General features: G+C 60.3%; 32 protein-coding genes and 1 tRNA gene. 28 read left to right on the top strand and 5 right to left on the bottom strand.

What is annotated here, in order from left to right; translation table 11 throughout:
• Positions 1-170: 170 nt before the first annotated feature.
• The 9 genes from PB2503_RS09275 (at position 171) to PB2503_RS09315 (ending at position 5467) form a co-directional block, all read left to right on the top strand.
• Positions 171-1013: a S49 family peptidase gene (locus tag PB2503_RS09275; protein WP_013300992.1), complete on the top strand. Its 843-nt coding sequence runs from the start codon at positions 171-173 to the stop codon at positions 1011-1013.
• 52 nt (positions 1014-1065) lie between these two features.
• Positions 1066-1269 (top strand): hypothetical protein, encoded by a 204-nt coding sequence (locus PB2503_RS09280; RefSeq protein ID WP_148235242.1) that lies wholly within the window; start codon positions 1066-1068, stop codon positions 1267-1269.
• Positions 1270-1343: 74 nt separating this feature from the next.
• Entirely contained in the window at positions 1344-1883 is a 540-nt protein-coding gene (locus PB2503_RS14695; protein WP_013300994.1) for a 3'-5' exonuclease family protein, read from the top strand.
• Positions 1843-2724: an alpha/beta fold hydrolase gene (locus tag PB2503_RS09290; RefSeq protein WP_013300995.1), complete on the top strand. Its 882-nt coding sequence runs from the start codon at positions 1843-1845 to the stop codon at positions 2722-2724. Before PB2503_RS14695 ends, PB2503_RS09290 begins: the two co-directional genes overlap by 41 nt.
• A 79-nt stretch (positions 2725-2803) precedes the next feature.
• Positions 2804-3616 carry a SapC family protein gene (locus PB2503_RS09295; RefSeq protein WP_013300996.1) on the top strand — a complete coding sequence of 271 codons (813 nt, stop codon included), beginning with the start codon at positions 2804-2806 and terminating at the stop codon, positions 3614-3616.
• A 29-nt stretch (positions 3617-3645) separates the two neighbouring features.
• On the top strand, positions 3646-3861 hold the full coding sequence (locus PB2503_RS09300; RefSeq protein WP_013300997.1) for a hypothetical protein: 216 nt from the start codon (positions 3646-3648) through the stop codon (positions 3859-3861).
• A 15-nt stretch (positions 3862-3876) separates the two neighbouring features.
• Positions 3877-4848 (top strand): homoserine O-succinyltransferase, encoded by a 972-nt coding sequence (locus PB2503_RS09305; RefSeq protein ID WP_013300998.1) that lies wholly within the window; start codon positions 3877-3879, stop codon positions 4846-4848.
• A gap of 18 nt (positions 4849-4866) precedes the next feature.
• A tRNA-Leu gene (locus tag PB2503_RS09310) sits at positions 4867-4952 on the top strand.
• A 224-nt stretch (positions 4953-5176) separates the two neighbouring features.
• A complete protein-coding gene (locus tag PB2503_RS09315; protein WP_013300999.1) occupies positions 5177-5467 on the top strand; it encodes a DUF2312 domain-containing protein in 291 nt (96 codons plus the stop codon).
• Positions 5468-5595: 128 nt separating this feature from the next.
• Here PB2503_RS09315 and PB2503_RS09320 read toward each other — a convergent pair whose 3' ends face one another.
• Positions 5596-6378, bottom strand: a complete 783-nt coding sequence (locus PB2503_RS09320; RefSeq protein WP_013301000.1) for a PhoH family protein — start codon at positions 6376-6378, stop codon at positions 5596-5598.
• Positions 6379-6722: 344 nt separating this feature from the next.
• On the opposite strand from PB2503_RS09320, the gene PB2503_RS09325 reads away from it, so the two are divergent.
• Positions 6723-7940, top strand: a complete 1218-nt coding sequence (locus PB2503_RS09325; protein WP_013301001.1) for a cytochrome b/b6 domain-containing protein — start codon at positions 6723-6725, stop codon at positions 7938-7940.
• A 54-nt stretch (positions 7941-7994) separates the two neighbouring features.
• Here PB2503_RS09325 and PB2503_RS09330 read toward each other — a convergent pair whose 3' ends face one another.
• The gene (locus PB2503_RS09330) at positions 7995-8663 is read right to left on the bottom strand and encodes an alpha/beta hydrolase (protein ID WP_013301002.1); all 669 of its coding nucleotides are present in this window, start codon (positions 8661-8663) and stop codon (positions 7995-7997) included.
• A 139-nt stretch (positions 8664-8802) separates the two neighbouring features.
• Here PB2503_RS09330 and PB2503_RS09335 point away from each other — a divergent pair, with 139 nt between their 5' ends.
• The 11 genes from PB2503_RS09335 (at position 8803) to PB2503_RS09385 (ending at position 17031) form a co-directional block, all read left to right on the top strand.
• A complete protein-coding gene (locus PB2503_RS09335; RefSeq protein WP_049781999.1) occupies positions 8803-9246 on the top strand; it encodes an Rrf2 family transcriptional regulator in 444 nt (147 codons plus the stop codon).
• Positions 9239-10399: a cysteine desulfurase family protein gene (locus PB2503_RS09340; protein WP_013301004.1), complete on the top strand. Its 1161-nt coding sequence runs from the start codon at positions 9239-9241 to the stop codon at positions 10397-10399. Before PB2503_RS09335 ends, PB2503_RS09340 begins: the two co-directional genes overlap by 8 nt.
• A gap of 1 nt (position 10400) precedes the next feature.
• Positions 10401-11924 (top strand): Fe-S cluster assembly protein SufB, encoded by a 1524-nt coding sequence (gene sufB / locus PB2503_RS09345; protein ID WP_013301005.1) that lies wholly within the window; start codon positions 10401-10403, stop codon positions 11922-11924.
• On the top strand, positions 11921-12187 hold the full coding sequence (locus PB2503_RS09350; protein ID WP_013301006.1) for a hypothetical protein: 267 nt from the start codon (positions 11921-11923) through the stop codon (positions 12185-12187). Before sufB ends, PB2503_RS09350 begins: the two co-directional genes overlap by 4 nt.
• A complete protein-coding gene (sufC, locus tag PB2503_RS09355; protein ID WP_013301007.1) occupies positions 12188-12940 on the top strand; it encodes a Fe-S cluster assembly ATPase SufC in 753 nt (250 codons plus the stop codon).
• A complete protein-coding gene (gene sufD, locus PB2503_RS09360; RefSeq protein WP_013301008.1) occupies positions 12937-14118 on the top strand; it encodes a Fe-S cluster assembly protein SufD in 1182 nt (393 codons plus the stop codon). Before sufC ends, sufD begins: the two co-directional genes overlap by 4 nt.
• On the top strand, positions 14118-14678 hold the full coding sequence (locus tag PB2503_RS09365) for a pyridoxamine 5'-phosphate oxidase family protein (protein ID WP_013301009.1): 561 nt from the start codon (positions 14118-14120) through the stop codon (positions 14676-14678). The genes sufD and PB2503_RS09365 overlap by 1 nt, the downstream gene beginning before the upstream one ends.
• Positions 14675-14950, top strand: coding sequence for a hypothetical protein (locus PB2503_RS09370; RefSeq protein WP_013301010.1), 276 nt, complete (start codon positions 14675-14677; stop codon positions 14948-14950). The genes PB2503_RS09365 and PB2503_RS09370 overlap by 4 nt, the downstream gene beginning before the upstream one ends.
• A complete protein-coding gene (locus PB2503_RS09375; protein ID WP_013301011.1) occupies positions 14947-16170 on the top strand; it encodes an aminotransferase class V-fold PLP-dependent enzyme in 1224 nt (407 codons plus the stop codon). Before PB2503_RS09370 ends, PB2503_RS09375 begins: the two co-directional genes overlap by 4 nt.
• Before the next feature lie 74 nt (positions 16171-16244).
• Complete coding sequence (locus PB2503_RS09380; protein WP_041535546.1) at positions 16245-16664, top strand: SUF system Fe-S cluster assembly protein; 420 nt, start codon at positions 16245-16247, stop codon at positions 16662-16664.
• Position 16665: 1 nt separating this feature from the next.
• The gene (locus PB2503_RS09385) at positions 16666-17031 is read left to right on the top strand and encodes a HesB/IscA family protein (protein WP_013301013.1); all 366 of its coding nucleotides are present in this window, start codon (positions 16666-16668) and stop codon (positions 17029-17031) included.
• A 55-nt stretch (positions 17032-17086) separates the two neighbouring features.
• Here PB2503_RS09385 and PB2503_RS09390 read toward each other — a convergent pair whose 3' ends face one another.
• Positions 17087-17281 (bottom strand): hypothetical protein, encoded by a 195-nt coding sequence (locus PB2503_RS09390; RefSeq protein ID WP_013301014.1) that lies wholly within the window; start codon positions 17279-17281, stop codon positions 17087-17089.
• Between the two features lie 14 nt (positions 17282-17295).
• Between PB2503_RS09390 and PB2503_RS09395 the strand changes: the two genes are divergently transcribed.
• Complete coding sequence (locus tag PB2503_RS09395; protein ID WP_013301015.1) at positions 17296-18249, top strand: lipid II:glycine glycyltransferase FemX; 954 nt, start codon at positions 17296-17298, stop codon at positions 18247-18249.
• A gap of 64 nt (positions 18250-18313) precedes the next feature.
• Positions 18314-19246, top strand: a complete 933-nt coding sequence (locus PB2503_RS15050) for a CatB-related O-acetyltransferase (protein WP_013301016.1) — start codon at positions 18314-18316, stop codon at positions 19244-19246.
• 2 nt (positions 19247-19248) lie between these two features.
• Here the strand turns inward: PB2503_RS15050 and PB2503_RS09405 are convergent, their stop codons facing one another.
• A complete protein-coding gene (locus PB2503_RS09405) occupies positions 19249-19467 on the bottom strand; it encodes a hypothetical protein (protein WP_013301017.1) in 219 nt (72 codons plus the stop codon).
• A 112-nt stretch (positions 19468-19579) separates the two neighbouring features.
• Here PB2503_RS09405 and alaS point away from each other — a divergent pair, with 112 nt between their 5' ends.
• From alaS to PB2503_RS09425, 4 genes are read left to right on the top strand one after another with little or no spacing between them, the layout of a single operon-like run.
• On the top strand, positions 19580-22231 hold the full coding sequence (gene alaS / locus PB2503_RS09410; protein ID WP_041535549.1) for an alanine--tRNA ligase: 2652 nt from the start codon (positions 19580-19582) through the stop codon (positions 22229-22231).
• A 26-nt stretch (positions 22232-22257) separates the two neighbouring features.
• Positions 22258-23154 carry an acyl-CoA thioesterase gene (locus PB2503_RS09415; protein WP_013301019.1) on the top strand — a complete coding sequence of 299 codons (897 nt, stop codon included), beginning with the start codon at positions 22258-22260 and terminating at the stop codon, positions 23152-23154.
• A 56-nt stretch (positions 23155-23210) separates the two neighbouring features.
• The gene (locus PB2503_RS09420) at positions 23211-24251 is read left to right on the top strand and encodes a phosphotransferase family protein (RefSeq protein WP_049782050.1); all 1041 of its coding nucleotides are present in this window, start codon (positions 23211-23213) and stop codon (positions 24249-24251) included.
• Positions 24251-25006 carry a thioesterase family protein gene (locus tag PB2503_RS09425; RefSeq protein WP_013301021.1) on the top strand — a complete coding sequence of 252 codons (756 nt, stop codon included), beginning with the start codon at positions 24251-24253 and terminating at the stop codon, positions 25004-25006. Before PB2503_RS09420 ends, PB2503_RS09425 begins: the two co-directional genes overlap by 1 nt.
• A 62-nt stretch (positions 25007-25068) precedes the next feature.
• Here the strand turns inward: PB2503_RS09425 and mtnN are convergent, their stop codons facing one another.
• Complete coding sequence (gene mtnN / locus PB2503_RS09430; RefSeq protein ID WP_013301022.1) at positions 25069-25914, bottom strand: 5'-methylthioadenosine/S-adenosylhomocysteine nucleosidase; 846 nt, start codon at positions 25912-25914, stop codon at positions 25069-25071.
• A gap of 209 nt (positions 25915-26123) precedes the next feature.
• On the opposite strand from mtnN, the gene rplK reads away from it, so the two are divergent.
• The gene (gene rplK, locus PB2503_RS09435) at positions 26124-26552 is read left to right on the top strand and encodes a 50S ribosomal protein L11 (RefSeq protein ID WP_013301023.1); all 429 of its coding nucleotides are present in this window, start codon (positions 26124-26126) and stop codon (positions 26550-26552) included.

The following is a 26552-nucleotide window of genomic DNA, read 5'->3' on the forward strand; positions in this document are numbered from 1 at the left end:
AAGGTCCTTTTCTGCCGGGCTGCCGCCGCACTCATGGGTGCGGGCGATCCATCGTGACAGTGGATGAGGCAAAACCACATCGCATAGACCGGGGGAAGGTTGAACAGGAGATTTCTGCGACCTAGAAGCCGCGATCCCGCCCTCTTCGATCCCGGCGGGGGGAGATCATCATGTTGAAACGCCTTTGGCATCGCTTGCCCTTCACCCCTGAGCCGCCGCCCATGATCCATATCGTGCCGATGGAGGGCGTGATTGCCGCCGCCGGTCGGTCGAGCCGCTCGCTCAACCTGTCGGCTGTGGAGGGGGCGTTGGAAAAGGCCTTCAAGACCGGGGAGCCTCGAGCCGTCCTGCTGTCCATCAATTCGCCGGGCGGGTCGCCGGTCCAGTCGCGGATGATCCTCCAAAAGGTTCGGGATTTGTCGGTGGAACATAAGGTGCCGGTGATTGCGCACATTCAGGATGTCGGTGCCTCGGGAGGATATATGCTCGCCCTCGCCGGTGACGAGATCTACGCGGACCCCTTCGCGCTTGTCGGCTCGATCGGGGTGATTGCCGGGGGGTTCGGTCTGCACGAGGCGATTGGCCGTCTGGGGATCGAGCGTCGGGTCTATACGGCAGGGGAAAACAAATCCCAGCTCGATCCCTTCCGCCCCGAGGATCCACGAGACGTTGCGCATCTGAAAGGCATTCTCGACAAAAGCCACGCGCTGTTCATCGATCTTGTGAAAACCCGGCGCGGGGATCGCCTGAAAGGCGAGGATAAGATCGTCTTTACCGGGGATTTCTGGATCGCCGACGAGGCGCAAGCCTTGGGTCTGATCGATGGGGTCGAGGATCGCGATGCATTGTTGAAGCGGCGATTCGGCGATCGGGTGCAGAGCCGTAGCTTCGACGTCGATAAGCGCTCTTTGCTGTCCCGCCTTCTGTCTGGGACGATGCCCGGCGCATGGCGCCCGGAGGCCGTGGCGGCCGCTCTCGAAGACAAGGCGCTTTGGGGACGGTTCGGCCGATGAGGTTTTTCAGCTGTGACTTTGCGGTGATGGCGACGCGTGTTATCACCCTCTGATGAGTGCGATCGGGACAATTATGGTGACGGCGGCCTTCTCCGCGGGGGCCCTTGCGGCTGTGCGACAATGGAAGCAGTACCAGCGTCGGCGCCGCCCCTCGGTCGGCGATCACCCGCAGGAGATCCTTGATCTTGAGAGAGACAGCGGCACCGGTGTGTGGCAGGTGCCCTCCGATGACAGAATGGATCCGTCACGACTCTAGTCATTATAGTGGCTTTACGTGCCGTGGACCCTCGTTTCAGTTGCCCGATAATCAATAAAGATAAGTAGGAACGCATGCCGGAGGCCCAAGCTCAGCCCCCAATCGCCTTTATTGACATTGAGGCGTCCGGTCTTGGTCCCCATTCCTGGCCGATCGAGGTCGGTTGGGTCTTTGAGACGGGGGACGCCCATGCGCTCTTGGTCAAACCAGCCGATCAATGGTCGATGAAGGCGTGGGAGAAAAGCGCCGAAGCGCTCCATCGAATCACCCCGAACCGATTGATTACCGAGGGGCGAGATCCGTTGGAGACGGCGCTGATCCTCAACGCCGCCATCGGCAGCGCCACCGTCTATTCAGACGCCCCCGACTATGACAGTTTCTGGTTGTTCCGGCTGTATGACGCAGCCGGGATCAAGCCGAACTACATCCTCAACGACATCGGTGATTTGTTACGGCCGATCTGGCCGCGGGAGCCGAAGGAACTCGTCGCCCTGGCATCGGACGAGAAACCCCATGCCCATCGCGCCGCCGCCGATGTACTGCATCTGCAGGCGATGTATAGGATTGCGTGTGATGCCTTCGTTCAAGAGCGACCAAATCCCACTCCCCAATAGCGGCGACGTCTTTCACACCTGGACATCCACCGGCCAGCGGTCCCGTGATCTGGCCTTCTTTCACGCGAACGGGTTCAACGGCGCCACCTATCGCTCTTTTGTCGCGCCGCTGACCGACACCTTTCGGGTGGGGCTGCCCTCGCTCAGGGGCCATGGCTTCACCACTGTCGGGCCGACACCATCGCTCAGCTCCTGGGAGATTATCGGGGACGATATGAGGGCGTGGGCAAAGGGGTGGGGGCTCCGCGACGGGGCGGTGATGATCGGTCATTCCCTGGGGGCCTATGCTGCTTTGCGGGTCGCCGCCGCCTATCCTGAGCGTATCTCCCGCCTGATCCTGATCGAACCGGTATTGCTCCATCCGCTGGCGCGGTGGATCTTTCGAACACCAGTCCGGTATCTCATCAAACCGCATCTTCCCCTGGTGAAAGCGACCCTAAGGCGTCGCGCCCATTGGCCGTCCCGCGAGGCGGTGATCGAGAAATTGCGCCCCCACCCCTTTTTCCGCGACTGGGAGGAGGCCGCATTCTTCGATTATCTAGAGGAGGGGCTGATGCCGGCGGCGGAGGGTGTCAGGCTGTCGTGCCCTCCAAAGTGGGAGGCCGCATTATTCGGGGCACAGGGACAACGCATACGATGGGCGATCAAGCGGGTCCTGAAGGCCAAGAGGCCTGTCACCCTGATCCACGCCACCAACGCATCGACCGTCAGCCGCGTCGAGCGGGAATGGCTCGCCGCCCAAGGGGCGGAAGTCGTCGCCATTGAGGGGGGACATCTCTTGCCGCAAGAACAGCCCCTGCCTACTCGCGAAGCGGTGCTTCGCTTGCTCTCACGGGGATGAAGGTCCAAGCGGCTTCGTTGACCTTGTCCCGGGGTCTGCTAGGGCGCCGCCAATTCATCTACTGCAAGGAACAGGATCTATGAGCCAGACCAATCCGTCCGCCGCTGCGAGTCTCGAAGGCTCCATGTTTCTTTTCCGCAGCCCGGCCCTGTTGAATATCGAGCATCACGAAAAGCTCGGGATTACACCGCCGAAACGCCCTTTCCAATTCGCGCAGTCGATCCGGGCGGTTCCCATTACCGTCTCCGAAGTCGCCCAGGCGTCCAAGCACTTTCCGATCATCTTTGCCGATACGGCCAATCCCCTGCCCTTGGCGGTTGTCGGGATCATCGATGACGAGAACCTTTTCGTTGACGAAAAAGGGACGTGGGAGGCCCCGGCGTACATTCCCGGTTACCTCCGACGCTATCCTTTCGCCCTCGCCGGCGAGCGGACGGGAAATGGCGAGGAGGGGAGCCGCATGGCGCTGATCGTCGACACCGCCTATGAGGGGATCAATGACAATCCGGCGACCCCCTTCTTCAAGGACGGAAAGCCTAGCGAAGCCACCCAGTTGGCGATGCAATATTGCCAGAGCTATGAGCAAGACCGGGCGATGACCATGCGGTTCGCTGCGGAGCTTGCCAATTATGAATTGCTGGCCGAACAGGTGGCGCAATTCACCCCCGAAGGGGCGACCGAGCCCAAGCCGTTTGCGAAATATAATGGCGTTGACGAGAAAAAATTCTCCGACCTCAGTGATGAAAAATTCCTGGGTCTGCGAAAATCCAACATTCTGCCGATCATCTATGCCCAGCTCATGTCTATGGGCAATTGGCGCGGCCTCATGGAGCGGCGGGCCCGGCGGCACAAGCTGACGGGGGCGGCGGTCTTGGAACCACGGGGGGCCTGACGCGTTATTACAGGGCAGAGGAGACAATTATGTCCAGTGAGCAGTCAACCGCGTCGGCATCGACCCGAGATCAGACCGAAACCGTCGTGGTGTCGGAGGCCGAGCGTGAAGCTGATAAAACGCTGACCGTCGATGAAGTTAGGGGCGCCCGAACCGGCACCAATCTAGGGTCGATTTTGAAATGGTCGACCATTGGTGCAGCGGTATTCTTGTTGGGGATGTTCTTGGTGGTCGTCTTATTGTAAGCGCGTCGGCCTATTATGCCGATCAAGATTCCAGACCAACTGCCCGCCCGTGAAACCCTCCTCGATGAGGGGATTATGGTCATGGCCGAATCCGCCGCTGCGCGGCAGGATATTCGGCCCATGCGCGTTGGGTTGTTGAACCTGATGCCCAATAAGGTGCAAACCGAGACGCAATTGGCACGCCTCTTGGCGGCAACGGCGCTTCAGGTGGAGCTGACCCTTGTCCGCGCGACGACCCACCAGTCCAAGACGACGCCGGCCGCCCATCTCGATGCCTTCTACAAGACCTGGGAAGAGGTTCAGGGCGAGAAATTCGACGCTTTCATCGTTACCGGCGCGCCCATCGGCAATATTCCTTATGAGGATATTACCTATTGGAGTGAGTTGAAGACGATCTTCGACTGGACCACGTCAAACTGTCACTCGAGCCTCTTCGTCTGTTGGGGCGCCATGGCAGCCCTTTATCATTTTCATGGGGTGGGAAAGACGCGCCTTAACGAAAAGGCATTCGGCGTTTTCCCACACAATAATTGTCGTCCGGGCTCCCCCTTTCTCGTTGGGTTCGCCGATTCGATCCAGGTTCCTGTCTCGCGCTGGACGACGTTGAAACGAGATGTGGTGGAACAGGTCGATCAACTTCGGGTGCTTATCGATAGTGCGGAGACCGGGCCGTGTCTCATCCATGAGGCGTTTGCCAATCGGTTGTTTATGATGAACCATTTTGAGTATGACGCAACGAGCCTCAAGGATGAGTATCTGAGAGACCGGGCCAAGAATGCCGAGACGCCGCTGCCGAAAAATTACTTCCCCTTCGATGATCCTGACTCAACACCGCCCAACCGATGGCGCGCGCACGCCCATTTATTGTTTGGGAATTGGCTGAACTACACCTATCAGACAACGCCTTTCGATGTGACCAAAATTGGTGAGGGGCGGGGCGGTGGATCGTCCAATTCCCCTCTTGCAGAACGCCTCGCAGCAGAGTGAAGAGGACCGCTTGGTGCCGCGGACGTGGTGGAATCGGTAGACACACGAGACTTAAAATCTCGAGGCCCTAGGCCGTGCGGGTTCGAGTCCCGCCGTCCGCACCATGTTTCTTGCGCACCCGCCTTCGGCTATTTGAGGCCGTGCGGTTCGGGGCAGTCCTCTAGGTTCCTCCCTTTCTCCTCTGACGGCGCGGGGCGCGTCCGATGGGGCGGCCTCAGACCGCAAGAACGAGGGCGTGTTTCCCTCGGCTTGGGGATAACTCATATTTGCGTCTCCCTCGCCGGTAGGGTTTCTTCCCCCCTCAGCCGTCTTTTTGGGGAATTTCCGTATGGCAGATGGTGCCTCGCATTTCGGTTCCGATTCCGACACCTCAGCAGTGGGCGGCGATGGCGTCGCCGCCGATCGCCTTCGTCTGTTCATTGAGCGGATCGAGCGCCTCGAAGAGGACAAAAAGGGCGTGATGGAGGATATCAAGGAGGTCTATGCCGAGGCCAAGGGCGAGGGCTATGACACCAAGATTATGCGACAGGTAATCCGTCTGCGGAAAATGGAATCCCATGACCGACAGGAGATGGAGGCCCTTCTCGACCTCTATCTCTCCGCCTTAGGCGAAGCCTGACACTCAGCTGCTCTGCCGGCCCGTAGGGCCTTGGCGAAATGGGATCGCATCGACAGGGCGGGGGCGCCGGTAGGGCGATCTCAAACGCTCGCGCGCTTGCAAGCCCCCTCCCTGTGAGCTGCTTTTCGTCAGATATGCTCAATCATGGACGCCACCAGCGGATGGCGCACGACATCGGTTCGGGAGAAACGGCAGACACCGATCCCTTCCACCTCTTCGAGCTTATTGGTGATATCCTTGAGACCCGAAACGCCGGGAAGAAGATCGGATTGTTCAGGGTCGCCGGTGACCACCATGGTTGAATGCCATCCAAGCCGCGTCAGCAGCATTTTCAACTGGGCATAGGTGCAATTCTGCGCCTCATCGATCACGACGAACGCATTGTTCAGTGTGCGCCCCCGCATAAAAGCAATCGGCGCCACCTCGATGACCCCTTCCGCCATCAGGGAACGGACTTTCTTTGCACTGAGCCGGTCGGTCAAGGCATCGTATAGGGGGCGTAAGTAGGGGGACAGCTTGTCCTCCATATCCCCAGGGAGATAGCCAAGGTTCTCGCCGGCCTCCACAGCCGGGCGGGACAACACGATGCGCCCGACCCGGCCCGCCTCTAGGGCCTCTACCGCCTTGGCGACGGCGACATAGGTTTTCCCGGTGCCCGCAGGGCCGACCGCGAAGACGACGGAGTGGTCTGAAACCAGCTGGAAGAATTTTTTCTGGGCGTCGTTCTGAGCCCTGACGTTTTTCCTGAATTTTTGGTCTCGTTGGCCGGTGTCGCTGGGCCCTTCGAGCGACTGCATCGGCGACCAGCCATCCTCAAAGAGGACTCTGACATTGTCGGGCATCGAGTCACGATCGTCGCTCACCTGTTTGCCGCTGCGTTTGATTGCTTTCTTGGCTGCACGACGAGTCATGGTCTCTACTCCCTAGTTAGACCTGGAGGAAAAAAAGCCGGCGGTCCGTGGAGACAGACGCCGGCGGAAAAGAGGGAAAGAGGACTGAGCCCCTCGGAGAGGGAAGGCCGGATCTGCGGGCGTGGTGCCGTAACCGTCACAACCTGTCCTCGCGCAGCTTATCTACTGCGCATGACTTTCACCTAGGATCGTAGCTGATTCGCGTCGATCCGAGTCAGAGTTTGCGTCAAACCGATCAATATTGCGTGAAGGCATCCGGGGAAATGGCGCTTTCTTTGCCTCACATATACCGATGGCCGCGCTTTCCCCTTCATGACGCGGACAGACCGTGGCAATAAGGCGCCATGAACGCTTCGCTCCGATATACCCGTGTCGCCCGCGCGCTGCATTGGACGATCGCTGTCGTGATCATTTTGATGTTTGTCGGCGGCAAGTTCATGACCCATCTGCCTTTGGGGGTGGATCTGAAATATATTGCTTTTCAGAACCATAAGACACTGGGACTGATCGTTCTCGTCTTGTCCTTTGTCCGCCTCTGGTGGCGCCTCGGTCATCCGCCCCCGCCCTTGCCCGACAAGATGGCCCGGTGGGAACGAGAGGTGGCGCGGATCACGCATATTGTGTTCTACGGTTTCATGATCGGGGTCCCGCTCCTGGGGTGGGCAATGGTGTCCGCAGATCCGGCGGGAATCCCGACCAAGCTTTTTTTCCTCATTCCGATCCCGGATTTGCCGGTGCCTGAGGGCGCGGGCATTCGCGCGATCCTGCAGAACGCTCACGGGGCGATGGCAACGGCGATGATCGCGTTGGTCGTTCTCCATGTCGGCGCCGCGCTGAAGCACCATTATGTCAGCCAGGATGGGACGCTGCTAAGGATGCTGACGGGCCGGTCCGAGGTCACGGGACGGCGCGCCGTTCCCGCCCTGACAGCAGGTCTCGTCGGGGTGGCCCTTACCTATCTCACCGTGATGCTGGTCTGGGGCAATGAAGATGACGCCGTGACCCTGCCGCCCCAGCAAGACGCTGAGATGGGATCTGGGGCAGGGCCGCGCGCCGGGGAGGCGAGGGGCCCCCATGCCTGGCGGGTCGACATGGCGGCCAGTCATGTGAGGGTCGCCGCCACGGCCTATGGCGATGAGTACCAGGCTGAGATTCCGGGCGTCTATGCTGAGATCCGCCTTGACCCCGCAGATCCCGGCGCCGTGGGAACGATCCGTGCACGGCTCGACATGACAAGCCTTGAAGGCGGCAGCCGTTCAGTCACGTCCGAACTCGTCAAGCCGAAATGGTTTGACATAGAGCACTATCCAGAAGCCCGGTTCGTGTCCGAGACGGTCCGCTCCCTGCCGTCCGGCGATTACGAGGCCGAGGGCGTGCTGACTGTAAAAGATCAGTCGGTCCCCCTCACGCTCCCCTTCACCCTGTCGATCGAAGGGGATCGCGCGGTGGCCATCGCTGATGTGACGCTCAACCGTCTTGACCTCGGACTTGGGGCCCCAGGGGGCGGGATCGCCGAAGAGGTGGCCATCACTGTGCATCTCGAGGCTGATCGCGCCAATTAGCGCTCCCCCCCCGCGCGGCGAAGCGCGTAAGGGGGCGCAAGCCGCAAGAGAGGCTCAGTCCTCGAACAGCAAGCCTTCGGGCGGTTCCCCAAGACGCCGGTCAAGATAGGCGGAGGCCGCGTCCATCAGCTCCTGCTCGTGGTCGACGAAGAAATGATCGGCCCCTTCGATCGTTTGGAATTCGATGCGTCGTCCCTTTTGCGTGCGGGTTTTCGCCATCACATCGCGGGCAGCATCCGGTGAGCAAATCTTGTCCGCCGTGCCATTGATCACCACCCCTGATGAGGGGCAGGGCGCGAGAAAGGAGAAATCGAAAATATTCGTCGCCGCTGAGACGGATATGAATCCGACGATTTCGGGCCGGCGCATCAGAAGTTGCATGCCGACATAGGTGCCGAAGGAAAAGCCGGCGACCCAGGCAAAGGGCGCCGTGGGATTAAGGCTTTGCAGATAATCGAGGGCGGTGGCCGCATCGGACAGTTCACCATGTCCTTGATCGTATTCGCCCTCGGACTTCCCGACCCCGCGAAAATTGAACCGCATCACCGCAAACCCTCGCCGGGCGAAGAGATGGTACATTTCATAGGTGATCTTGTCGTTCATCGTGCCCCCAAATTGCGGATGGGGGTGGAGAATGAGGGCAATCGGCGCATTCTCCTTACGGGACCGCTGGTATCGGCCTTCGAGGCGGCCTTCGGGGCCAGTGAAAATGATCTCAGGCATCAAAACTCCCAGTGCGATACGGTCTGCCGCAGGGTCGAAAGTTGACCGGAAAGGTCGGATTTCTTACGTCCACGGGACGAAGAGGCGGCCTATACCATTTTTTGAGGCCGTGACTAGTGAACTTCAGAGGGGATGACCCGTGAGATTGACGGCAAAGGCACGCGGCGCGGTAGCAGCCATGGCGGATATCGCGACACAGGAGGCCGCAACATTTCCCGTGACGGTCCAGGCGATCGCCGCGCGTCAGCGTCTTTCGGCCCCTTTCCTCGAGCAAATCCTGCGCAAACTCCGCCGAGCGGGGCTTGTGGAGAGCCGCCGGGGGGTCAATGGGGGCTATCGCCTGGCCCGCCGGGCCGCCGAGATCCCGGTCAGCGAAGTGGTGCGGGCCGTAGAGGAAGAGATCCGCTCCACTGCCTGTCAGCCAGGGGCGGTCTTGGGGTGCACGGGCACAAGCGCGCGCTGTCTCACCCACCATCTATGGTCCGGCCTCGACCGCCATATCGAAAGCTATTTGGCGGATATCTCTTTGGCTGACATCGCCGACAAAACCTATGAGGCGGAAAGGGCGGTGGATCATGGATGACCGTCTGTATCTGGATCATAATGCGACAAGCCCGTTGCGGCCGCAGGTACGGGACGTGATGCTCGATGTGCTGTCTTCGGGGCCGTGTAATCCGTCTTCGACCCATTCAGAGGGCCGGGCAGCCAAAGCACGGCTGTCCAATGCCCGGACAACGCTAGGGGAGGTCCTGTCCGCGCCGATCGAGGGGATTGTGTTTACCGGCGGCGGGACAGAGGCCGTGGGCCTTGCCATCCATTCGGCGATCCGGGGCGCGGCGGGGGTGAAACGGATTTTCCTTGGGGCCACCGAGCACGATGCCGTGCGGTCCACCGCGCATGCCTATCGTGATCAGGGAGCAGTGGAGATCGAGGACGTGCCGGTCTTGCCGACCGGACAAATCGATACCGATTGGCTGGCGCGGCGTCTCGATAGCTATGAGGCGGATACGGACGGACCCTTCCTGCTATGCGTAATGCTGGCCAATAACGAAACGGGGGTCATCAACGAGATTGGACAGCTTGGTCCGCTTATTTGGCCGAAGGGCGGATATTTATTCGTCGATGCCGTGCAAGGGTTTGGCAAACTGCCGATCGACTTTACGGCCTGTGGCGCTGATTTCATGGCGATTTGCGGACACAAGATCGGTGGGCCTGTGGGGGCTGGGGCGCTCTTGTTGAAGCCTGGTCTTGAATGCGTTGCTGTGCACCGGGGCGGAGGGCAGGAAAGCTATCGGCGGGCGGGGACCGAAGCGGTCGCCGCGATTGCCGGCCTGGCTAAAGCGGCGGAGTTGGCGTCCCCCCTCGACTATCGGGGGTTGGCGGTGAGCAGGGATGCTATCGAAAAACGACTTCCCAAGGGGGTCACGATCTGGGGCCGCTCTGCGCCGCGGCTCGGGAATACCTCCTGTTTTTCCGCGCCGGGGTTTTGGAGTGAAACGCAAGTGATGGTGATGGACCTCGATGGGATCGCGGTTTCCGCCGGTTCGGCCTGTTCCTCCGGCAAGGTGCGACGATCGGGGGTTCTGGCCGCCATGGGGGCGAGCGACGACCTGGCTGGATGCGCCATTCGCGTTTCCTTTGGGTGGTCGACCCCCGAGGGCGCAGCGGACCGTTTCGTTCGTCAGTGGACACAACATTATGAAAGGGTCGTGGGGTCATCCACCGCGGCAGCATGATATGAGCGAGCAATATGTGAAAGAAGGGATCGAGCAGGGGACCGTCGATGCTGTACGGTCGCTCGAAACCTATAAATACGGTTTCACCACCGATATTGAGAGCGTTCGGGCGCCAAAAGGTCTGTCAGAGGAGACAGTCCGCTATATTTCAGCCAAGAAGGAAGAGCCCGAATGGATGCTTGACTGGCGTCTTCAGGCCTTTCGTCGTTGGCAGAAAATGACGGAGCCGAACTGGCAAAAGGTCACTTATCCGCCGATCGATTATCAGGACCAGTATTATTACGCTGAGCCCAAGGCGGGGGCGAAATACGAGTCGATCGACGATGTGCCGGCGGAAATCCTCGCTGATTTCGAGAAACTCGGTATCCCGCTTAAAGAGGCTGAGGTCTTGCTGGGGGTGAAGGGGGCCGCGGAGACCGCGGCTGGCGCAAGGGGGGATGCGCGACCCGGCGTGGCGGTCGACGCTGTGTTCGACAGTGTTTCGGTGGCGACGACCTTCAAAAAGGAATTGGAAAAGGCTGGCGTCCTTTTCATGTCGATTTCAGAAGCGATCCGGGAGCATCCCGATCTGGTGAAGCGCTATATTGGGACGGTTGTCCCGCCGACGGATAATTATTTTGCGACCCTTAACTCGGCGGTCTTCTCCGATGGCACCTTCGTCTATGTGCCGGCGGGGGTGCGGTGTCCGATGGAGCTGTCGACCTATTTCCGGATCAATGAGGCGAATACAGGTCAATTTGAGCGGACCCTGATCGTCGCGGATAAGGGGGCGTATGTCTCCTATCTCGAAGGGTGCACGGCGCCCATGCGGGACGAAAACCAGCTTCACGCAGCGGTGGTGGAGCTGGTCGCCCTCGAAGACGCGGAAATCAAATATTCCACTGTTCAAAACTGGTATCCGGGGGATAAGGACGGAAAAGGCGGTATCTATAATTTCGTCACAAAGCGGGCCGATTGCCGGGGAGACCGCTCAAAAGTGTCCTGGACGCAGGTCGAGACAGGCTCGGCCGTCACCTGGAAATACCCGTCATGCATCTTGCGGGGCGATGACAGCCAAGGAGAGTTCTACTCGATCGCCATCACCAACAATCATCAGCAGGCTGATACAGGCACCAAGATGCTGCATCTCGGTCAGCGGACGAAATCGCGGATTATCTCGAAAGGAATTTCGGCGGGACAATCCGATCAAACCTATCGGGGGTTGGTGAGCATTGGGCGCAAGGCAAGGGGGGCACGCAATTTTACCCAGTGCGACTCCCTATTGATCGGTGATCGCTGCGGCGCCCACACCATTCCTTATATCGAGGACAAATCCGCCTCCGCCCTTCTCGAGCACGAAGCGACGACATCGAAACTGTCCGAAGACCAGTTGTTTTATACGCAGCAACGAGGCCTTGACGAAGAGGCCGCGGTCGCTCTCCTCGTCAACGGGTTTTGCCGCGAGGTCTTGCAGGAGCTCCCGATGGAATTTGCCGTCGAAGCGCAAAAATTGGTGGCCGTCAGTCTTGAGGGGAGTGTCGGATGAACCAGGCCCCATTTCGTAAATCAGCCAAGAAATGGGAGCGACCCTTCGTCCTGCCCAATACAATGGTGGGAAGCGCGATCTATTTTGGGCTGTTCCTTTTCAGCTATGCCAATTTCTATCTTCCCTTCCGCCGGGCAGGGGTCGAGGTATGGTGGATCAATGGGCTCATCGCGCTGATGTCCCTTTTCTTGGTGGCCATCTTGCTCAATCTGGCGCCCTCCCGTCACATTCACGACGAAGCGTCGCCTTCGGAGGATCTCTAAATGCCTTTATTGAAGATCGATGACTTGCACCTTTCTATCGAGGGGAATGAAATCTTGCAGGGATTGTCCCTCGAGGTTCCGGCGGGCGAAGTCCATGCGATTATGGGACCTAATGGATCGGGCAAATCAACCCTCAGCTATGCCGTGGCTGGTCGTCCCGGATATGCGCCCCTATCGGGGGAGGTGACGCTTAATGGCGAAAGCCTTTTGGGGCTGACCCCCGAGGAGCGGGCGGCCAAGGGCATATTCCTGTCCTTTCAAAACCCAGTCGCGATCCCCGGGGTGGCGACCATGAATTTTCTTCGTACTGCCCTCAACGCGCAACGCGCGGCCCGGGGAGAGGAAGAAATGTCCGCCGCAGAGTTTCTCAAAGTATTTCGGGAGAAGGCGGCCCTTGTCGGTCTCAGTCCTGACAAGCTGAAACGTCCCTTCAATGATGGATTTTCCGGCGGCGAAAAGAAACGCATGGAAATGCTTCAAATGGCGCTTTTCGCTCCACGCTTCGCCATCATGGACGAAACCGATTCGGGCCTCGATATCGATGCCTTGAAGATGGTGGGGGATGTGGTGAACACGCTACGGGGGCCGGATCGCGGCTTTCTCGTCATCACCCACTATCAGCGTCTCCTCGACCATGTGAAACCGGACGTCATCCACGTTTTGTCGCAAGGACGTATCGTGAAAACCGGGGGGCCGGAGCTTGCCGCCCAGTTGGAGGCGGAAGGCTACGATCAGTTTACGGAGGCGGCATGACGGCAGCCCCCCCGCTTTCCTTGACCGCAGCGGAAGAAGCGCTGTTGGCGGATCTTCCCGAGGGACCGGTGAAGGACCGTCTCGCAACGGAGGGCTTGCCGTCGCGCCGTACCGAGGCGTGGCGCTGGTCGGATATCAGAGCGGCCCTTTCGTCCGCCTATTCGCCTTCGGCTCCTCTCGCATCGACGGTGCCGCCATCGCTCTGGCCGGAAGAAGAGGCGTTTGTCGTCCTGCTCGGAAATGGGCGGGCGACGGTGCCAGCGGACGTGCCTGAGGGGGTGACGATCACTCGTGAACCAGGGCGCCCTGAAATCATCGGCGATGCGCCCTTGGCCTCCCTCCTGACGGCGAAGGAGGGGCTGAGCCTCACTCTCGCCCCAGGGGTCTCGGCAACAATTGTGCTCAGGCGCATGTCGGATGGTGAGGGTTATCACGGTGACCGTGTACGGATCGGTGTTGCGGAGGGAGCGCATCTGCGATTGATCGAAACCCACGAGGTTGCGGGCGGGGGCGCCTTTTCCAATAGCTTGACCGATATCGACCTTGCCGATGGTGCGCATCTCGACCGTTTCGTCCTTCAGCCTGCGGCCCAGGGGATTATTGCGGGGCTCGCGCGGCTGCGACGGACGGCCACGGGTTCCGCGCGGATTCGCCAACTGGTGCTCTCCGGCGGCGCCAAATTGTCTCGCCATGAGACGCTGATTTCGGGCGGTCACGCCGACATCATTCTCGATGGACTTTATCGCTTGTCCGAAGAGCGGCACGCCGACCTAACCAGTCTCATCGACCATGAGGGGCCGGATGGACGGACCCGTCAATTGGTCAAGGGGATTGTCGGCGATCAGGGCCGCGGCGTTTTCCAGGGGAAATTCCGTGTTGACCGCAAAGCACAACGGACGGATGCCCAGATGAGCCACCACGCCCTTCTTCTGTCCGAAGGGGCCCAAGTTTCAGCAAAGCCGGAACTTGAGATCTATGCCGACGATGTCGAATGCGCCCACGGCAATTCGGTCGGAGCACTCGATGATGAAGCGCTCTTTTATCTACGCCAGAGGGGGGTCCGCGAAGAGGCCGCGCGAGAATTGTTGATCGGCGCCTTCGCCGGTGAGGTTCTGAACCGCATCGAGGACGAGGATTTCCGTCGGGTGGCGGAGGATATCTGGAAGGGGATGTCGTAATGGCGCAATTTTTCGATCGCCTTGATGAACGACTGATTCGTTTCATCGAAGCGCAGCCGATGTTCTTCGTCGCCACGGCCCCCCCGGACGGTCGCGTCAATCTTTCACCCAAGGGGCTCGATACATTTCGGGTACTGACCGAAACATGTGTGGCCTATCTCGATCTGGTGGGAAGTGGGGCGGAAACGGCGGCCCATTTGAAGGCGGACGGCCGTATCACCATCATGTTCAACAGTTTCGGCGATAAGCCCCTCATCCTGCGACTTTACGGTCACGGTCGTTATGAGGATAGGCAAAGCGACTTCGCGCAGCGCAACGGCGCGGCATTTCCCGATCACATTGCGGCGCGCGGCTATGTCGTGGTCGATATCGATCAGGCGCAAACCAGCTGTGGATATGCCGTGCCCAAAATGACCCTCACCGAAGAGCGTTCGGTCCTCGATAAATGGGCGGCGCAAAAGGGTGAGAAAGGGCTCAAAGACTATGTCGATACGCGCAATCGGCGCAGTATCGACGGTCTGCCGACGGGCTTGGGGACAGAGAAAGAGGGGATCTCATGACCAAGGAATGTCACGTCTGCGGGAGCGATGCCCGCTTCTGGCCGCGGTTTGGCGATTATGATCGGGTCACCTGTGAATGGTGCGGTGACTATAAGATTATGGATAAAGTGGTGCAGTCGGACAAATGGAAAGAGGCGCCGATCGAACGCCGCATGGGCGAACTCGAAGCGGCCCGTCAGGCCGCCTCGGTCGAATTGCCGTTGATCGCCCAGCCCTTTCGCACAGGGGGAAAGAAAAAGAGCCGGGTTAGACCGGCGGGGAGGGCCGGATGACGGATTTCGACGTTGATCGCTTCCGGCAACAATTTCCGATCCTCTCTCGCGATATCGGAAAGTCGCCCTTGGCCTATCTCGATAATGCGGCCTCGGTGCAAAAGCCTCAGGCGGTGATCGACGCCATGGCTACGGCCATGGCCACCTCCTACGCCAATGTCCATCGCGGCCTTCACACTTTGGCCAATGAGACCACCGCGGCCTTTGAGGAGGCACGGACCATCGCCGCCAATTATCTGGGGGCGGCCAGTCAGGACGAGATCGTTTTTTGCTCCGGCGGTACCGATGCGATCAATCTGGTCGCGAATAGTCTTGGTCAGGATCATATCGGTGAGGGCGATGAAATCATCCTCAGCGTTATGGAACATCACTCGAATATCGTTCCCTGGCATTTTCTGAGAGAGCGGAAGGGCGTGGTCCTCAAATGGCTCGATGTCGATGAGAACGGTCATATCGATATCGAAGCCTATAAGGCGAACCTGTCCCCACGCACCAAATTGGTGGCGATAACGGGTCAGTCGAACGTGCTGGGCGCCTTCCCGGATGTCAGGACCATGGCCGATCTTGCGCATGATGTCGGCGCCCTGCTCCTCGTCGATGGGTGCCAGCATGCCGTCCACGGACCGGTCGATGTTCAGGCCCTCAATTGCGATTTTTACGTCCTTACGGGGCATAAGACCTATGGCCCCACGGGCATCGGGGTTCTCTATGGGCGTCAGTCGGTGCTGGAGGGGATGCCGCCCTTCCGGGGCGGCGGGGAAATGATTGACCGCGTGGATCTTGACGGCGTCACCTATAATGAGCCGCCGCACCGTTTTGAGGCGGGGACACCGCCCATTCTCGAAGCGATCGGCCTCGGGGCGGCGCTGTCCTGGGTCATGGAGCAGGATCACGAGGGGCTGCGCAGCCATGAGCGGGCCCTCACCGATCACGCGATGGAGGCCCTGCGGAGCACCAATATTGTCACGCTCTATGGCGCCTCGCCCGAGAAGGGCCCGATCGTCGCGTTCAATCTCAAAGGGGCCCACCCCCATGATGTGGCGACCCTTCTGGACAATAAGGGCGTGGCTGTCAGGGCTGGGCACCATTGTTGTCAGCCGCTGATGGCTCGCCTTGGCGTGACCGCCACGGCCCGGGCCAGTTTCGCCCCCTATAATACCCATGACGAAGTCGATGCGCTGGTTGACGCCTGCGTAAAGGCTCACAACCTATTGAATTGATGATGACCGATAGTATGCAGAAAACGCCCGCCGCCGAGGGCCCGGCTTTCGACCCCGAAACCGGAGGGCGGGATATGATCGATCTGAGGGCAACGCCGAGCTCGGCCGCCGCGACGGCCTCCCCATCAGAGGCTGAGCCCCCTTCAAAGGCCGAACCGCCCGAGGCCATGAGCCTGGACGAGATTGCCCTCGCCAATATCACCGCCAAGATCGTCGAAGCGCTCAAGACCGTCTACGATCCTGAGATCCCGGTGGATATCTACGAACTCGGGCTGATCTATAAGGTCGATTACGACGATCCCGGGCGCGTCACGATACAGATGACCCTGACGGCGCCCGGCTGTCCTGTCGCGGGGGAAATGCCCGGATGGGTGGCCCAGGCGGTGGAGCGGGTTGAGGGGATTGATCGGTGCGATGTCGACATGACCTTTGACCCGCCATGGACCCCTGACCGTATGTCCGATGAAGCGAAACTCGAACTGGGATGGATGTGATATGCCGAGGCCACGACCCAAGGCCCTGACCCTGACCGATGCCGCCGCCGAGAGAATGCGCGAGATTATGGCGGCCGCCGATGACGCCTTTATCGGCGTCAAGATCGGCGTGAAGAACGGCGGCTGTGCCGGGATGGAATACACCATGGATTATGCCACGGATCGCGCCCCCCTGGACGAGGTGGTGGAGGATCGCGGCATCACGATCCTCATCGATCCTAAGGCGATCCTTTTTCTCCTCGGCACAGAAGTCGATTACGTCACCGAAAAGCTGTCGAGCCGCTTTGTGTTCAACAACCCCAACCAGACCGATGCCTGTGGGTGTGGGGAAAGCGTGACCATCGTCCCCGCTCGCAACGAAGCCTAAGGGCTGACCTCACTCGGTGGGGTGCCCTTATTGGCCCGCCAAAGGGCGCCGACGCTCAAAAGAAGCACCATACCCCGTAGCAGCGGTCGAAGCCGAAACGGAAAATCAGATAGAGAAGACCGTCGAGGACGGCGAGCCCTGCGATGATCGGCAGGGCCCCATAGAGGAGGAGTAGCCTCAAGCCGGTGGGGGTGAGGGCGGGGGCGGGCAAATGTTGCCCCTTGATCGCTTGTTTTTTACGACGGATCATCTCACCACCTCATAATGGGACGGGAACGGAACAGTCTCGATATCGCTTGGGAAGGCGCGACGGCGAAGAGCTGGAACGCGTCTTACTCTGAGGCGCTTTACGCCCCGCTTCAACAGTCCTTCGCCTTTGGCGAGGTCATTCGCCGCCATAAGGGCCGGGTGCGACGGGCCGTCATCGCCCGGCAGGGGACACCCGTGGCCCTGGCGCAGGTGGCGATTCGGCGATTGCCGGGGCTGCAACTGGCCACCATCATTATGGGGCCCTTATGGCTGGTGCCGGCCGATACGGACATGCGGGCCGATGCCCTCAAGCTTCTGCAGCGCACCTGCCCGGTCAAAGGGCTCACTCTCTTGATGGCCATGCCCCCCGAGGCGGAGGAGAGTGCCGAGCAAATGCTCAGGCTGCGCCGTATTGTGTCTCCCTACCACACAATTCTTCTCGATCTGCGGCCAGACGAAGAGACCTTGCGCGGTGCCCTCGACGGCAAATGGCGTAACCGGTTGAACGTGGCCGAACGGGGAGAGTTGAGGGTGACGCCGCTGGGGCGGCGGCCGGAACAATATGCCTGGTTATTACAGCGAGAAGTCGAGCAGAGACGCGCCCGCGGTTATCGGGCCCTCTCGCCGGGGCTGGTTCCCACCCTGCAAGAGCTTGCGGGCAAGGAGAGTGTCCTCGGCGTCGAAGCCAAGCTGGGGGGGGACCGGGCCGGGGGGATGCTGTTTCTTCGGCATGGATCAACCGCGACCTACCACATCGGATGGAGCAGTCCCGATGGCCGCGAAGAGAATGCCAGCAATCTTCTCCTCTGGCAGGCCATTCGTCTGCTGAAAAAGAAGGGCGTCGCGACTCTCGATCTTGGGGGCGTCGACACCGATCATGCGCCGGGCCTCGCCCATTTCAAATTGGGGCTTGGCGGGCGCCCCCTCTCCCAAAGCGGCACCTGGCTGTTGCGGCCAAAACTATTTTAGGGGGAGGTTTTTTAAGGGGGAAGAGTGCTGGTCACCCGATCCGAACACCCCTACGCCCCTCCCCATGACCAGTGACACAACCGCTCTACTAGAACGGATCCTCAGCCACCCAGGCGTGCAAGCGGTGGAGGGCAAGAACCATCCTGGTGAGTTCATGCTGAACAGCCATCGGCTCAAATTCTATGATCCGGGAAATGATTATCGGGCTCAAGGCGGGCGCCAATCTGTGCTGGCCCTGACCCGGATGCGGAATTACGGCGGCCTGCCAAAGAGCAGCGACCTATTGCGGATCGGCGATTTCGTTGAGGTCGCGCGGAAGGTCACCTTCGTCGCCGGGGGCGAACATCCACATGCGGAGGTATTGAACACCACCCTTCACAAGCTGTCCGGTATCAATAACCTATACGACATCCCGGCATTTCCCGGCGCTGAGGTCCAAACGCGCGGGCCCATCACCATTGGCTCAGGCGCCGTGATTTCGTTCGGGGCGACGGTGCTGTCGGGGGTCACTATCGGGGAGGGGGCGGTGATCGGCGCCGGGGCGTTGGTCACCAAGGATGTCCCCCCCTTCGCCATTGTCAGTGGCGTACCCGCCAAAATCACCCGCATGCGCTTTTCAGACGAGACGGTGGCGGCCCTGTTGCGGCTCCGGTGGTGGGATTTGTCCTATCCATCGCTTTGCAAGATGGCACCGAAAATCAAGGCGGCGGGCGCCGACGCGATCGCGCTGTCGGAGCTCTGTGAGGATCGCGACATCGAATACGCCAAGACCGGCGATTATCTCCTCGTATCCATGAGCCCACCGGTGAACGATGAGGTGAAAATGGGGGTCGTCGGGGTCGAACGCGATGGCCAAAAATGGGTGGGGGACGCCCTGCCGGGACTGTATCAATTCTTCATCGCCCAGTTTAAACCCAATCCAGAGGGTCAAATCCTCTTGATGGCGGATGTGTTCGATATTGCGGACGAGTTCGGCGATCTCTCCAAAGCGGCCTGACCTCAACTACCCTTGTCAGCCGATTGGTCCTCTTCGCCTTCTTCCGTCACCTCTTCATCGGGGGCGGGGGGAGAGGGACGATCCGGAAAGCGCTCGCTGGCCGCATCATAGCCGCGCGGGGCGCCGCCAAAGGCTTTTTCATCTTGATAGGGGGCCTGCCCCTCGCGGGCTTCTTCTGCGCGGTCGGCCCGGCTTTTTTTCGACATTTTTGCCTTGGGCATGGGACAGTTCCTCCAATTCCTCTCCTTTAAACGACAAAGGGGGGGGAGGTTGTTCCGGCAAATCAGACAGGCGATTGCTCCCGTCCGGCGGCACGCCTAGACGTCTTGGATGATTACGAGCGTCAATGATATCCGTCAGGCCTTTTTGAGTTTCTTCGAAGAGCGTGACCATGAGATCGTTCCCTCCGCGCCGCTGGTGCCCCAGAACGACCCGACCCTGCTGTTCATCAATGCGGGCATGGTGCCGTTCAAGAATGTCTTCACCGGGGCGGATAAGCGCCCCTATGACAAGGCGGTCTCAGCGCAGAAATGCGTCCGGGCGGGCGGGAAGCACAATGATCTCGACAATGTCGGCTATACCGCCCGGCACCACACCTTCTTCGAGATGCTGGGGAATTTCTCCTTCGGCGATTATTTCAAGGAACAGGCGATCATCAATGCCTGGACCTTGCTGACCGAGGTCTTCGGCCTGCCGGCGGAAAAGCTGCTGGTCACCATCTTCCACACCGACGATGAGGCGGCGAGCCTTTGGAAGAAAATTGCCGGCCTGCCGGAGGAGCGGATCATCCGGATCGCGACGGCGGACAATTTCTGGTCCATGGGCGATACCGGGCCCTGTGGCCCTTGCTCTGAGATTTTCTACGATCACGGCCCTCAAATCCCCGGCGGTCCGCCGGGGTCGCCTGAGGAGGATGGCGATCGCTTCATCGAGATCTGGAACCTCGTGTTCATGCAGTTCGATCAGCAACCGGACGGAGAGCGCCTCTCCCTCCCCAAGCCCTCGATCGACACCGGCATGGGTCTCGAACGGATCGCGACAGTATTGCAGGGGATCCACAACAATTATGAGACCGATCTCTTTCGCGCGCTGATCGACGCCTCCGTCGATGTGACGGGGCGACCGGCGACGGGTGACGATTTGATCGCCCATCGCGTCATCGCCGACCATTTGCGGGCCGCGTCTTTTCTCATCTCGGATGGTGTCACCCCGTCCAATGAGGGGCGTGGATATGTCCTGAGGCGGATCATGCGACGGGCGATGCGCTACGCCCACGGATTGGGGGCGAAGGATCCGCTGTTGACCCAACTCGTCCCGGCCCTCGTTGCGGAGATGGGGGGCGCCTATCCCGATCTTATCCGAGGACAGAGCCTTGTTCAGGATACCCTCCGGGTCGAGGAGGAACGGTTTGCTGATCTTCTTGATCGGGGGCTGAAGCTCCTGGCGGACGAAACGCAATCCTTGACCCCAGGGGGGACCCTGGCCGGGGAGACGGCGTTCAAGCTCTACGATACCTATGGCTTTCCCCTCGACCTCACCGAGGATGCCCTAAGGCGCGCGGGCTACGGCCTCGACCAGGCGGGCTTCGATGCCGCCATGGCGGCCCAAAAGGCGCGGGCGCGGGCAAGTTGGCAAGGCTCCGGCGATGCGTCGGCGGAGACGGTCTGGTTCGACGTGAAAGCCGATAGTGGCGCCACGGATTTCATCGGATATGTCCACGAGGAGGCCGAGGGCGTCGTCTTGGCGATGGCGCAAAACGGTGAGCGGGTCGCTGAAAGCGGGGCGGGCGAGGAGATCGCCTTCGTCACCAATCAGACCCCGTTCTATGCGGAGAGTGGCGGTCAGGCCGGGGATGCCGGAACCGCAGAAGGCGAAGCTGTGCGCCTCGTCATCACCGATACGAAAAAAGGGGCGGGGAGCCTTCATGTCCATCAGGCGCGGATCGATAAGGGCACGCTGAAAGAGGGAGATGTCCTGCGGCTGAAGGTCGATGGGAAACGGCGAGTACGGATCAAGAGCAATCACTCCGCCACGCACCTCGTCCACGCCGCCCTCAGGCGCCACCTTGGCGATCACGTCACCCAGAAAGGGTCGTTTGTCGGCCCCGAGAGCTTCCGTTTCGATTTCTCCCACAATGATGGCCTCACCCCGGCGCAAATCGATGAGGTCGAAGCGGAGGTGAACGCCATCATCCGTCAGAACGATGCTGGGCAGATCTCGCTGATGCCTTATGAAGACGCGATCTCGGCGGGGGCAATGGCGCTGTTCGGTGAGAAGTACGAGGACGAAGTTCGGGTCTTGCGGCTCGGCGAGGATCCAGCGGATCCCGCGCGGCCCTATTCGATGGAGCTATGCGGCGGTACGCATGTGGCGCGGACCGGCGACATCGCCTTGTTCGCCATCGTGTCAGAGGGGGCCGTTGCCAGCGGCGTGCGCCGGATCGAAGCGGTCACGGGCGAGGCCGCCCGCGCTTATTATAAGGAGAGAGCGGCATCGGCGGCGGCGGCGGCCGCGGCGCTGAAGGTGTCGATCGCCGATCTTCCCGCGCGGCTGAGCCAGCTGATGGACGAACGCAAGAAACTGGAAAAAGACCTGGTGGCAGCCCGTAAAAAGGCGGCCCTTGGGGGGGGGGACGGGCCCCGCACCGAGACCGTCGGCGATATTACCTTTGTGGGTCAGGTGGTCGAAGGGGTGCCGGCCAAGGAACTCCGTGGCCTGATTGCCGATGCAAAGAAGAAATATGAAAAGGTGATCGCCGCCTTCATCGCGACCGCCGAGGACAAGGCCAGTCTGTCGGTCGGGGTGTCCGATGCGTTGATCGAGCAATGGCCGGCGCCCGACCTTGTAAGGATCGGCGTCGATGCCCTCGGCGGAAAAGGGGGCGGCGGAAAGCCGGACCTGGCCCATGGCGGGGGACCAGATGCCGCCGCCGCCGAGGCGGCCCTTGAGAAGATCAAAGCGCGATTAAGCGAGCCCCGCGCCTGAGCCCGCGCCAGAGAAAGGACTTTGCCGTGAGCGTCAGCCATGAAGATATCACCGACCGGCTCATCTCCGTTCTAGATCTCGAAACGATCGATCGCGACCTTTATCGCGGGCCTGTCTATCCTGGGGCCAAGAACCGGGTGTTCGGCGGCCAGGTGCTGGGACAAGCGGTCATTGCGGCGTCAAGGTCGGTGGTGGAAGAGAAGAAAATTCACTCCCTCCACGCCTATTTCATGCGAGCGGGCAACGCGACCAAGCCCATCATCTATCAGGTGGAACGTGACTTTGACGGGCGTAGTTTTGCGACCCGCCGGGTGATCGCGATTCAGGGCGGCGAGCCGATTTTGAACATGGCAGCCTCTTTCGCCGTCGAAGAAGAGGGGATGCACCATGCGGCGCCCATGCCGGAAGAGCCGAAGCCGGACGAGTTGATCAATGATCATGCCCTGGCGGAGGAGAAGGATGGCCATTGGCCCCCGCTCATCATTGATCTGTTACGCAAACCGCGCCCTTTCGAAATCCGCCGTGTGTCGCCGCGGGACGATATCGTGCCCACAGAGGCCCCCCCACAGATGAGCCTCTGGCTGAGGAGTTGGGGGCCGCTGCCCGAGGATAGCCAGATCTTGCACCGCGGATTTCTCGCCTATGTGTCCGATATCGGACTGATGGGCACGGCCATGCGGCCCCATGCGGTCAGGTACACCTCCCCCGGCATGGTCGCCGCGAGTCTCGATCATGCGATGTATTTCCACGAAGATGTCGATGTCACCCAATGGCTCCTCTATACTTGTGAGGCCCCATGGGCAGGCCATTCGCGCGGCCTCAATCGTGGTCGGTTCTATACGCAGGACGGCAAGCTCGTCGCCGAAACGACCCAAGAAGGGCTGATGCGGTTGCGTACACAACAAAAAGATCAGGCGAGCTAACGCCGTCCGATCGCAGGATGGCGCCGTCGACGGCGCCATCAGATAGGGAGGACAATATGACCGACGAGATACCCCACGATCTGCCCCTCGACCGGCTCGTTCCGTGGCTCGAGAAAGAAATCGATGGCTTTGCCGGCCCCGTGACGGTGACAAAGTTTAAGGGCGGTCAGTCAAACCCGACCTATCGGCTGTCGACACCGGGGGGGGATTATGTGCTTCGGCGCAAACCTTTCGGCGATCTCCTGCCGTCAGCCCATGCGGTGGATCGTGAATATCGGCTGATTTCGGCCCTCAGCGAGACCCCCGTACCCGTCGCCGAGCCGTTTTGTCTGTGTGATGATGATGACGTGATCGGCTCGATGTTTTATGTTATGGAGTTCGTTCCTGGACGGACCATATCAGATGGTCTGATCCCCGATGCGACGCCAGCGGAACGCGGCGGGATGTATCGCAATTTGATCGAGACCTTGGGCGACCTCCACTCAGTCGATTATCAGGCGCTTGGCCTGTCTGACTTCGGTAAGGCGGGCAATTATTTCGAGCGTCAGATCGGGCGATGGACCAAACAATATAAAGCGGCAGAGACGGACGATATCCCCGAGGTCGAGCGGTTGATTGAGTTCTTGCCGGAAACAGTGCCTGCGCAGCAGCGAAGCTCGATCATTCACGGCGATTATCGCATCGATAATGCCATGTTCGACGTCGATAGTCCTGAGATTCTGGCTGTTCTGGATTGGGAATTGTCGACGATCGGCGATCCGATGGCGGACTTTACCTATTTGCTTATGCAATGGTCGTTGCCTGTCTATAAAGGCCAGGCCGGGTTGATGGGGGCCGATCTCGATGCCTTGGGTATTCCTCAGGTCAATGAGGCCGTGGCGATTTACCGTGCCCGGACAGGCATCGATGGCGTACCGGACCTCAACTGGTATTTCGCCTATAATCTCTTCCGTCTTGTGGGTATTTTGCAGGGGGTCAAAAAGCGGGCTCTGATGGGTAATGCGTCGAGCCCTTTTGCGATGAAGGCTGCGGCAATGATTGAGCCCTTCTCGAAAATGGCCTGGACTTTTGCGGAAAAAGCAAAAGGACCCAACTGATGGCGACGCCCGCACTGATCGATTGTTTGTCGGCGGACGCGCCGACGGTACCTGAGCGCTGGATGCAGGGACGCACGGCCTATGGCGGGTATTCCGCCGCCCTGGCCTTGAGGGCGGCCCGCGCCCATGCGGCCGCCGATGCGCATTTGCGGTCGGTCCAAATTGCTTTTGTCAGCCCCTTGACCGGCCCCTTAACGCAAAAGGCCGTCACGCTTCGGGAGGGGCGCAGCACTCTTTTTGTGCGCGCCGATTTGAAGACCGAGCAGGGGGTCGGTCTTGCGGGAACCTTTGTCTTTGCCCGCCCCCAGGAGGCGGCGGCCACGTACGAGACGGCCACCTTCCCCGCGGAGATGACGCCCGTCAGTGATGCGAAGGATGTCCCTCGGCTCTCCATAATGCCGAGATTTATCGAGAATTTTGATCTCCGCCATGGCGGCGCCGCCCAGCGCGGGGTGTTTCAATGGTGGGTTCGGTTACGGGAAGGGGCAGGCCTCGACCGAGAGACACGCCTATGCCTTCTTGGCGATGCCTTGCCCCCGGCGGCCTTGTCCTTAGGGCCCGCCGCGGCGGTCAGTTCCGTGACCTGGCAAATGAACTTTCACCCAAACCCTGCCAACGTCGATAGTGAATGGTGGTTGCTCCGCTCCCGGACGACCTCATTGGGGCTCGGCGGCAGCCATCAATGGATGGAGCTATGGGCGGAGGATGGCACCGCCATGGTGTCGGGGGTTCAACAAATCGCGGTCTTTGGATAAGGAATGGCCGTCATCCGGCGGCATTTTTCTGTCCGCCCATAGGCAATCCGTCTGCTGGTCTATCAGAGATAATCGAGAAGGTGCAGGGTGAAATGGGCCGCCTGACGCGCGGCAATGGGGCCAAGGCGCAAATAATCGTCATTGGGCGCTTCTTGAGCGATATTGCTCCCCGCCCTGATCACCAAGAACGGTACCCCGAGAGAGACGGCGACATGGCCAAGGGGGGCTGATTCCATCTCCATAATATCAACGTCGAAGCGCGTACGAAGGGTCTCGATCCGCTGCGTGGTCACGCCGAAAAGGTCGGAGGACGCAACAACGCCGCGCCGCGCTGTCACATTGTAGGTCTCGCCATTGGCCGAGACCTCAGGCCCCTCATAGGCGGCGATCGCGTCGTCGGCGCGGGCGAGGAGCTCAGCGGGGGGCGAGAAGGCGTTCTCCATCTCCGCCCCATTATCCGGGCCATTCATCGGACGATAGACCATACCGTCCGCTGTCAAACTGCCGTAATCATGCTCATAGGTCACTGTCGCAACGATGACATCTCCCGTGCGGAGTGTGGGGTCAATCCGGGCACCGGTTCCACTCATCAGAACAAGCCGCGGCTTCATTTCGGCCACGAACAGGGTTGTTGTCATGCCGGTGAAGGTTTTGCCGATGCCGGTAATCGCGACCACCACCGGCGTATCGTCGATCATCCCTTCCCAATAGGGAATGCCCCAGAGCGACTTCTTCTCCGGTGCCGTCATCGCCTCCACGAAGGGAGGAATTTCCTGGGGCACCGCGCCGAGGATCAAGATGGTGTCGGTCGGCGTGTAATGGGTTGGGCTTGCCGGGGCGGGGGCGGCAAGGCCTGTGCTGCAACCGAATAATAGGGCGGCAAGGATACCGATAAAGCGATGTAACATGAGCTGCCCCCTTCTGAGCTTGTGCCTAGAGGTTCCCGGACCCTTGCAGCAAAGTCCAGCCTATTCATGTCACGGGGCCTTGGTTGAAGGGGGGCAGGGCTTGCGCCTTGGCATGTGGGCAGCTAGGGCCCAGCGCTTGCGGGAGGTGACGGCACGTCAAGACCATGTGCCCACCGCACCGCATCCCTTCGCCAACCAGGAAGGATAACATGGCAAAGAAACTTCAAGGCTACCTGAAGCTTCAGGTACCGGCCGGCGCCGCCAATCCGTCGCCGCCCATTGGTCCCGCGCTCGGTCAGCGGGGACTTAATATCATGGAATTCTGCAAGGCGTTCAACGCCGCCACGCAGGAGATGGAAAAAGGGATGCCCGTCCCGACCATCATTACCATCTATACGGACAAGTCCTTTACGTTCGAGACCAAGTCGCCGCCGGCCTCCTACTTTCTGAAAAAAGCCGCCGGCCTGCCCAAGGGGTCTCAGGCCCCCGGCAAGGAAACCGCCGGTAAAGTGACCAAGGCCCAGCTTCGCGAGATCGCTGAGGCGAAGATGAACGATCTCAACGCCAATGACCTCGATGCGGCGGAAAAGATTATTGCCGGGTCCGCGCGGGCCATGGGCTTGGACGTGGAGGGCTGA

Source organism: Parvularcula bermudensis HTCC2503 (assembly GCF_000152825.2).
Classification (GTDB): Bacteria; Pseudomonadota; Alphaproteobacteria; order Caulobacterales; family Parvularculaceae; genus Parvularcula; species Parvularcula bermudensis.

Bases quoted from the DNA above. Each gene is read 5' to 3' on its own strand.
- PB2503_RS09275 (WP_013300992.1), top strand. From the start codon at position 171: ATGTTGAAACGCCTTTGGCATCGCTTGCCCTTCACCCCTGAGCCGCCG.
- PB2503_RS09280 (WP_148235242.1), top strand. From the start codon at position 1,066: ATGAGTGCGATCGGGACAATTATGGTGACGGCGGCCTTCTCCGCGGGG.
- PB2503_RS14695 (WP_013300994.1), top strand. From the start codon at position 1,344: ATGCCGGAGGCCCAAGCTCAGCCCCCAATCGCCTTTATTGACATTGAG.
- PB2503_RS09290 (WP_013300995.1), top strand. From the start codon at position 1,843: ATGCCTTCGTTCAAGAGCGACCAAATCCCACTCCCCAATAGCGGCGAC.
- PB2503_RS09295 (WP_013300996.1), top strand. From the start codon at position 2,804: ATGAGCCAGACCAATCCGTCCGCCGCTGCGAGTCTCGAAGGCTCCATG.
- PB2503_RS09300 (WP_013300997.1), top strand. From the start codon at position 3,646: ATGTCCAGTGAGCAGTCAACCGCGTCGGCATCGACCCGAGATCAGACC.
- PB2503_RS09305 (WP_013300998.1), top strand. From the start codon at position 3,877: ATGCCGATCAAGATTCCAGACCAACTGCCCGCCCGTGAAACCCTCCTC.
- PB2503_RS09315 (WP_013300999.1), top strand. From the start codon at position 5,177: ATGGCAGATGGTGCCTCGCATTTCGGTTCCGATTCCGACACCTCAGCA.
- PB2503_RS09320 (WP_013301000.1), bottom strand. From the start codon at position 6,378: ATGACTCGTCGTGCAGCCAAGAAAGCAATCAAACGCAGCGGCAAACAG.
- PB2503_RS09325 (WP_013301001.1), top strand. From the start codon at position 6,723: ATGAACGCTTCGCTCCGATATACCCGTGTCGCCCGCGCGCTGCATTGG.
- PB2503_RS09330 (WP_013301002.1), bottom strand. From the start codon at position 8,663: ATGCCTGAGATCATTTTCACTGGCCCCGAAGGCCGCCTCGAAGGCCGA.
- PB2503_RS09340 (WP_013301004.1), top strand. From the start codon at position 9,239: ATGGATGACCGTCTGTATCTGGATCATAATGCGACAAGCCCGTTGCGG.
- sufB (WP_013301005.1), top strand. From the start codon at position 10,401: ATGAGCGAGCAATATGTGAAAGAAGGGATCGAGCAGGGGACCGTCGAT.
- PB2503_RS09350 (WP_013301006.1), top strand. From the start codon at position 11,921: ATGAACCAGGCCCCATTTCGTAAATCAGCCAAGAAATGGGAGCGACCC.
- sufC (WP_013301007.1), top strand. From the start codon at position 12,188: ATGCCTTTATTGAAGATCGATGACTTGCACCTTTCTATCGAGGGGAAT.
- sufD (WP_013301008.1), top strand. From the start codon at position 12,937: ATGACGGCAGCCCCCCCGCTTTCCTTGACCGCAGCGGAAGAAGCGCTG.
- PB2503_RS09365 (WP_013301009.1), top strand. From the start codon at position 14,118: ATGGCGCAATTTTTCGATCGCCTTGATGAACGACTGATTCGTTTCATC.
- PB2503_RS09370 (WP_013301010.1), top strand. From the start codon at position 14,675: ATGACCAAGGAATGTCACGTCTGCGGGAGCGATGCCCGCTTCTGGCCG.
- PB2503_RS09375 (WP_013301011.1), top strand. From the start codon at position 14,947: ATGACGGATTTCGACGTTGATCGCTTCCGGCAACAATTTCCGATCCTC.
- PB2503_RS09380 (WP_041535546.1), top strand. From the start codon at position 16,245: ATGATCGATCTGAGGGCAACGCCGAGCTCGGCCGCCGCGACGGCCTCC.
- PB2503_RS09385 (WP_013301013.1), top strand. From the start codon at position 16,666: ATGCCGAGGCCACGACCCAAGGCCCTGACCCTGACCGATGCCGCCGCC.
- PB2503_RS09390 (WP_013301014.1), bottom strand. From the start codon at position 17,281: ATGATCCGTCGTAAAAAACAAGCGATCAAGGGGCAACATTTGCCCGCC.
- PB2503_RS09395 (WP_013301015.1), top strand. From the start codon at position 17,296: ATGGGACGGGAACGGAACAGTCTCGATATCGCTTGGGAAGGCGCGACG.
- PB2503_RS15050 (WP_013301016.1), top strand. From the start codon at position 18,314: ATGACCAGTGACACAACCGCTCTACTAGAACGGATCCTCAGCCACCCA.
- PB2503_RS09405 (WP_013301017.1), bottom strand. From the start codon at position 19,467: ATGCCCAAGGCAAAAATGTCGAAAAAAAGCCGGGCCGACCGCGCAGAA.
- PB2503_RS09420 (WP_049782050.1), top strand. From the start codon at position 23,211: ATGACCGACGAGATACCCCACGATCTGCCCCTCGACCGGCTCGTTCCG.
- PB2503_RS09425 (WP_013301021.1), top strand. From the start codon at position 24,251: ATGGCGACGCCCGCACTGATCGATTGTTTGTCGGCGGACGCGCCGACG.
- mtnN (WP_013301022.1), bottom strand. From the start codon at position 25,914: ATGTTACATCGCTTTATCGGTATCCTTGCCGCCCTATTATTCGGTTGC.
- rplK (WP_013301023.1), top strand. From the start codon at position 26,124: ATGGCAAAGAAACTTCAAGGCTACCTGAAGCTTCAGGTACCGGCCGGC.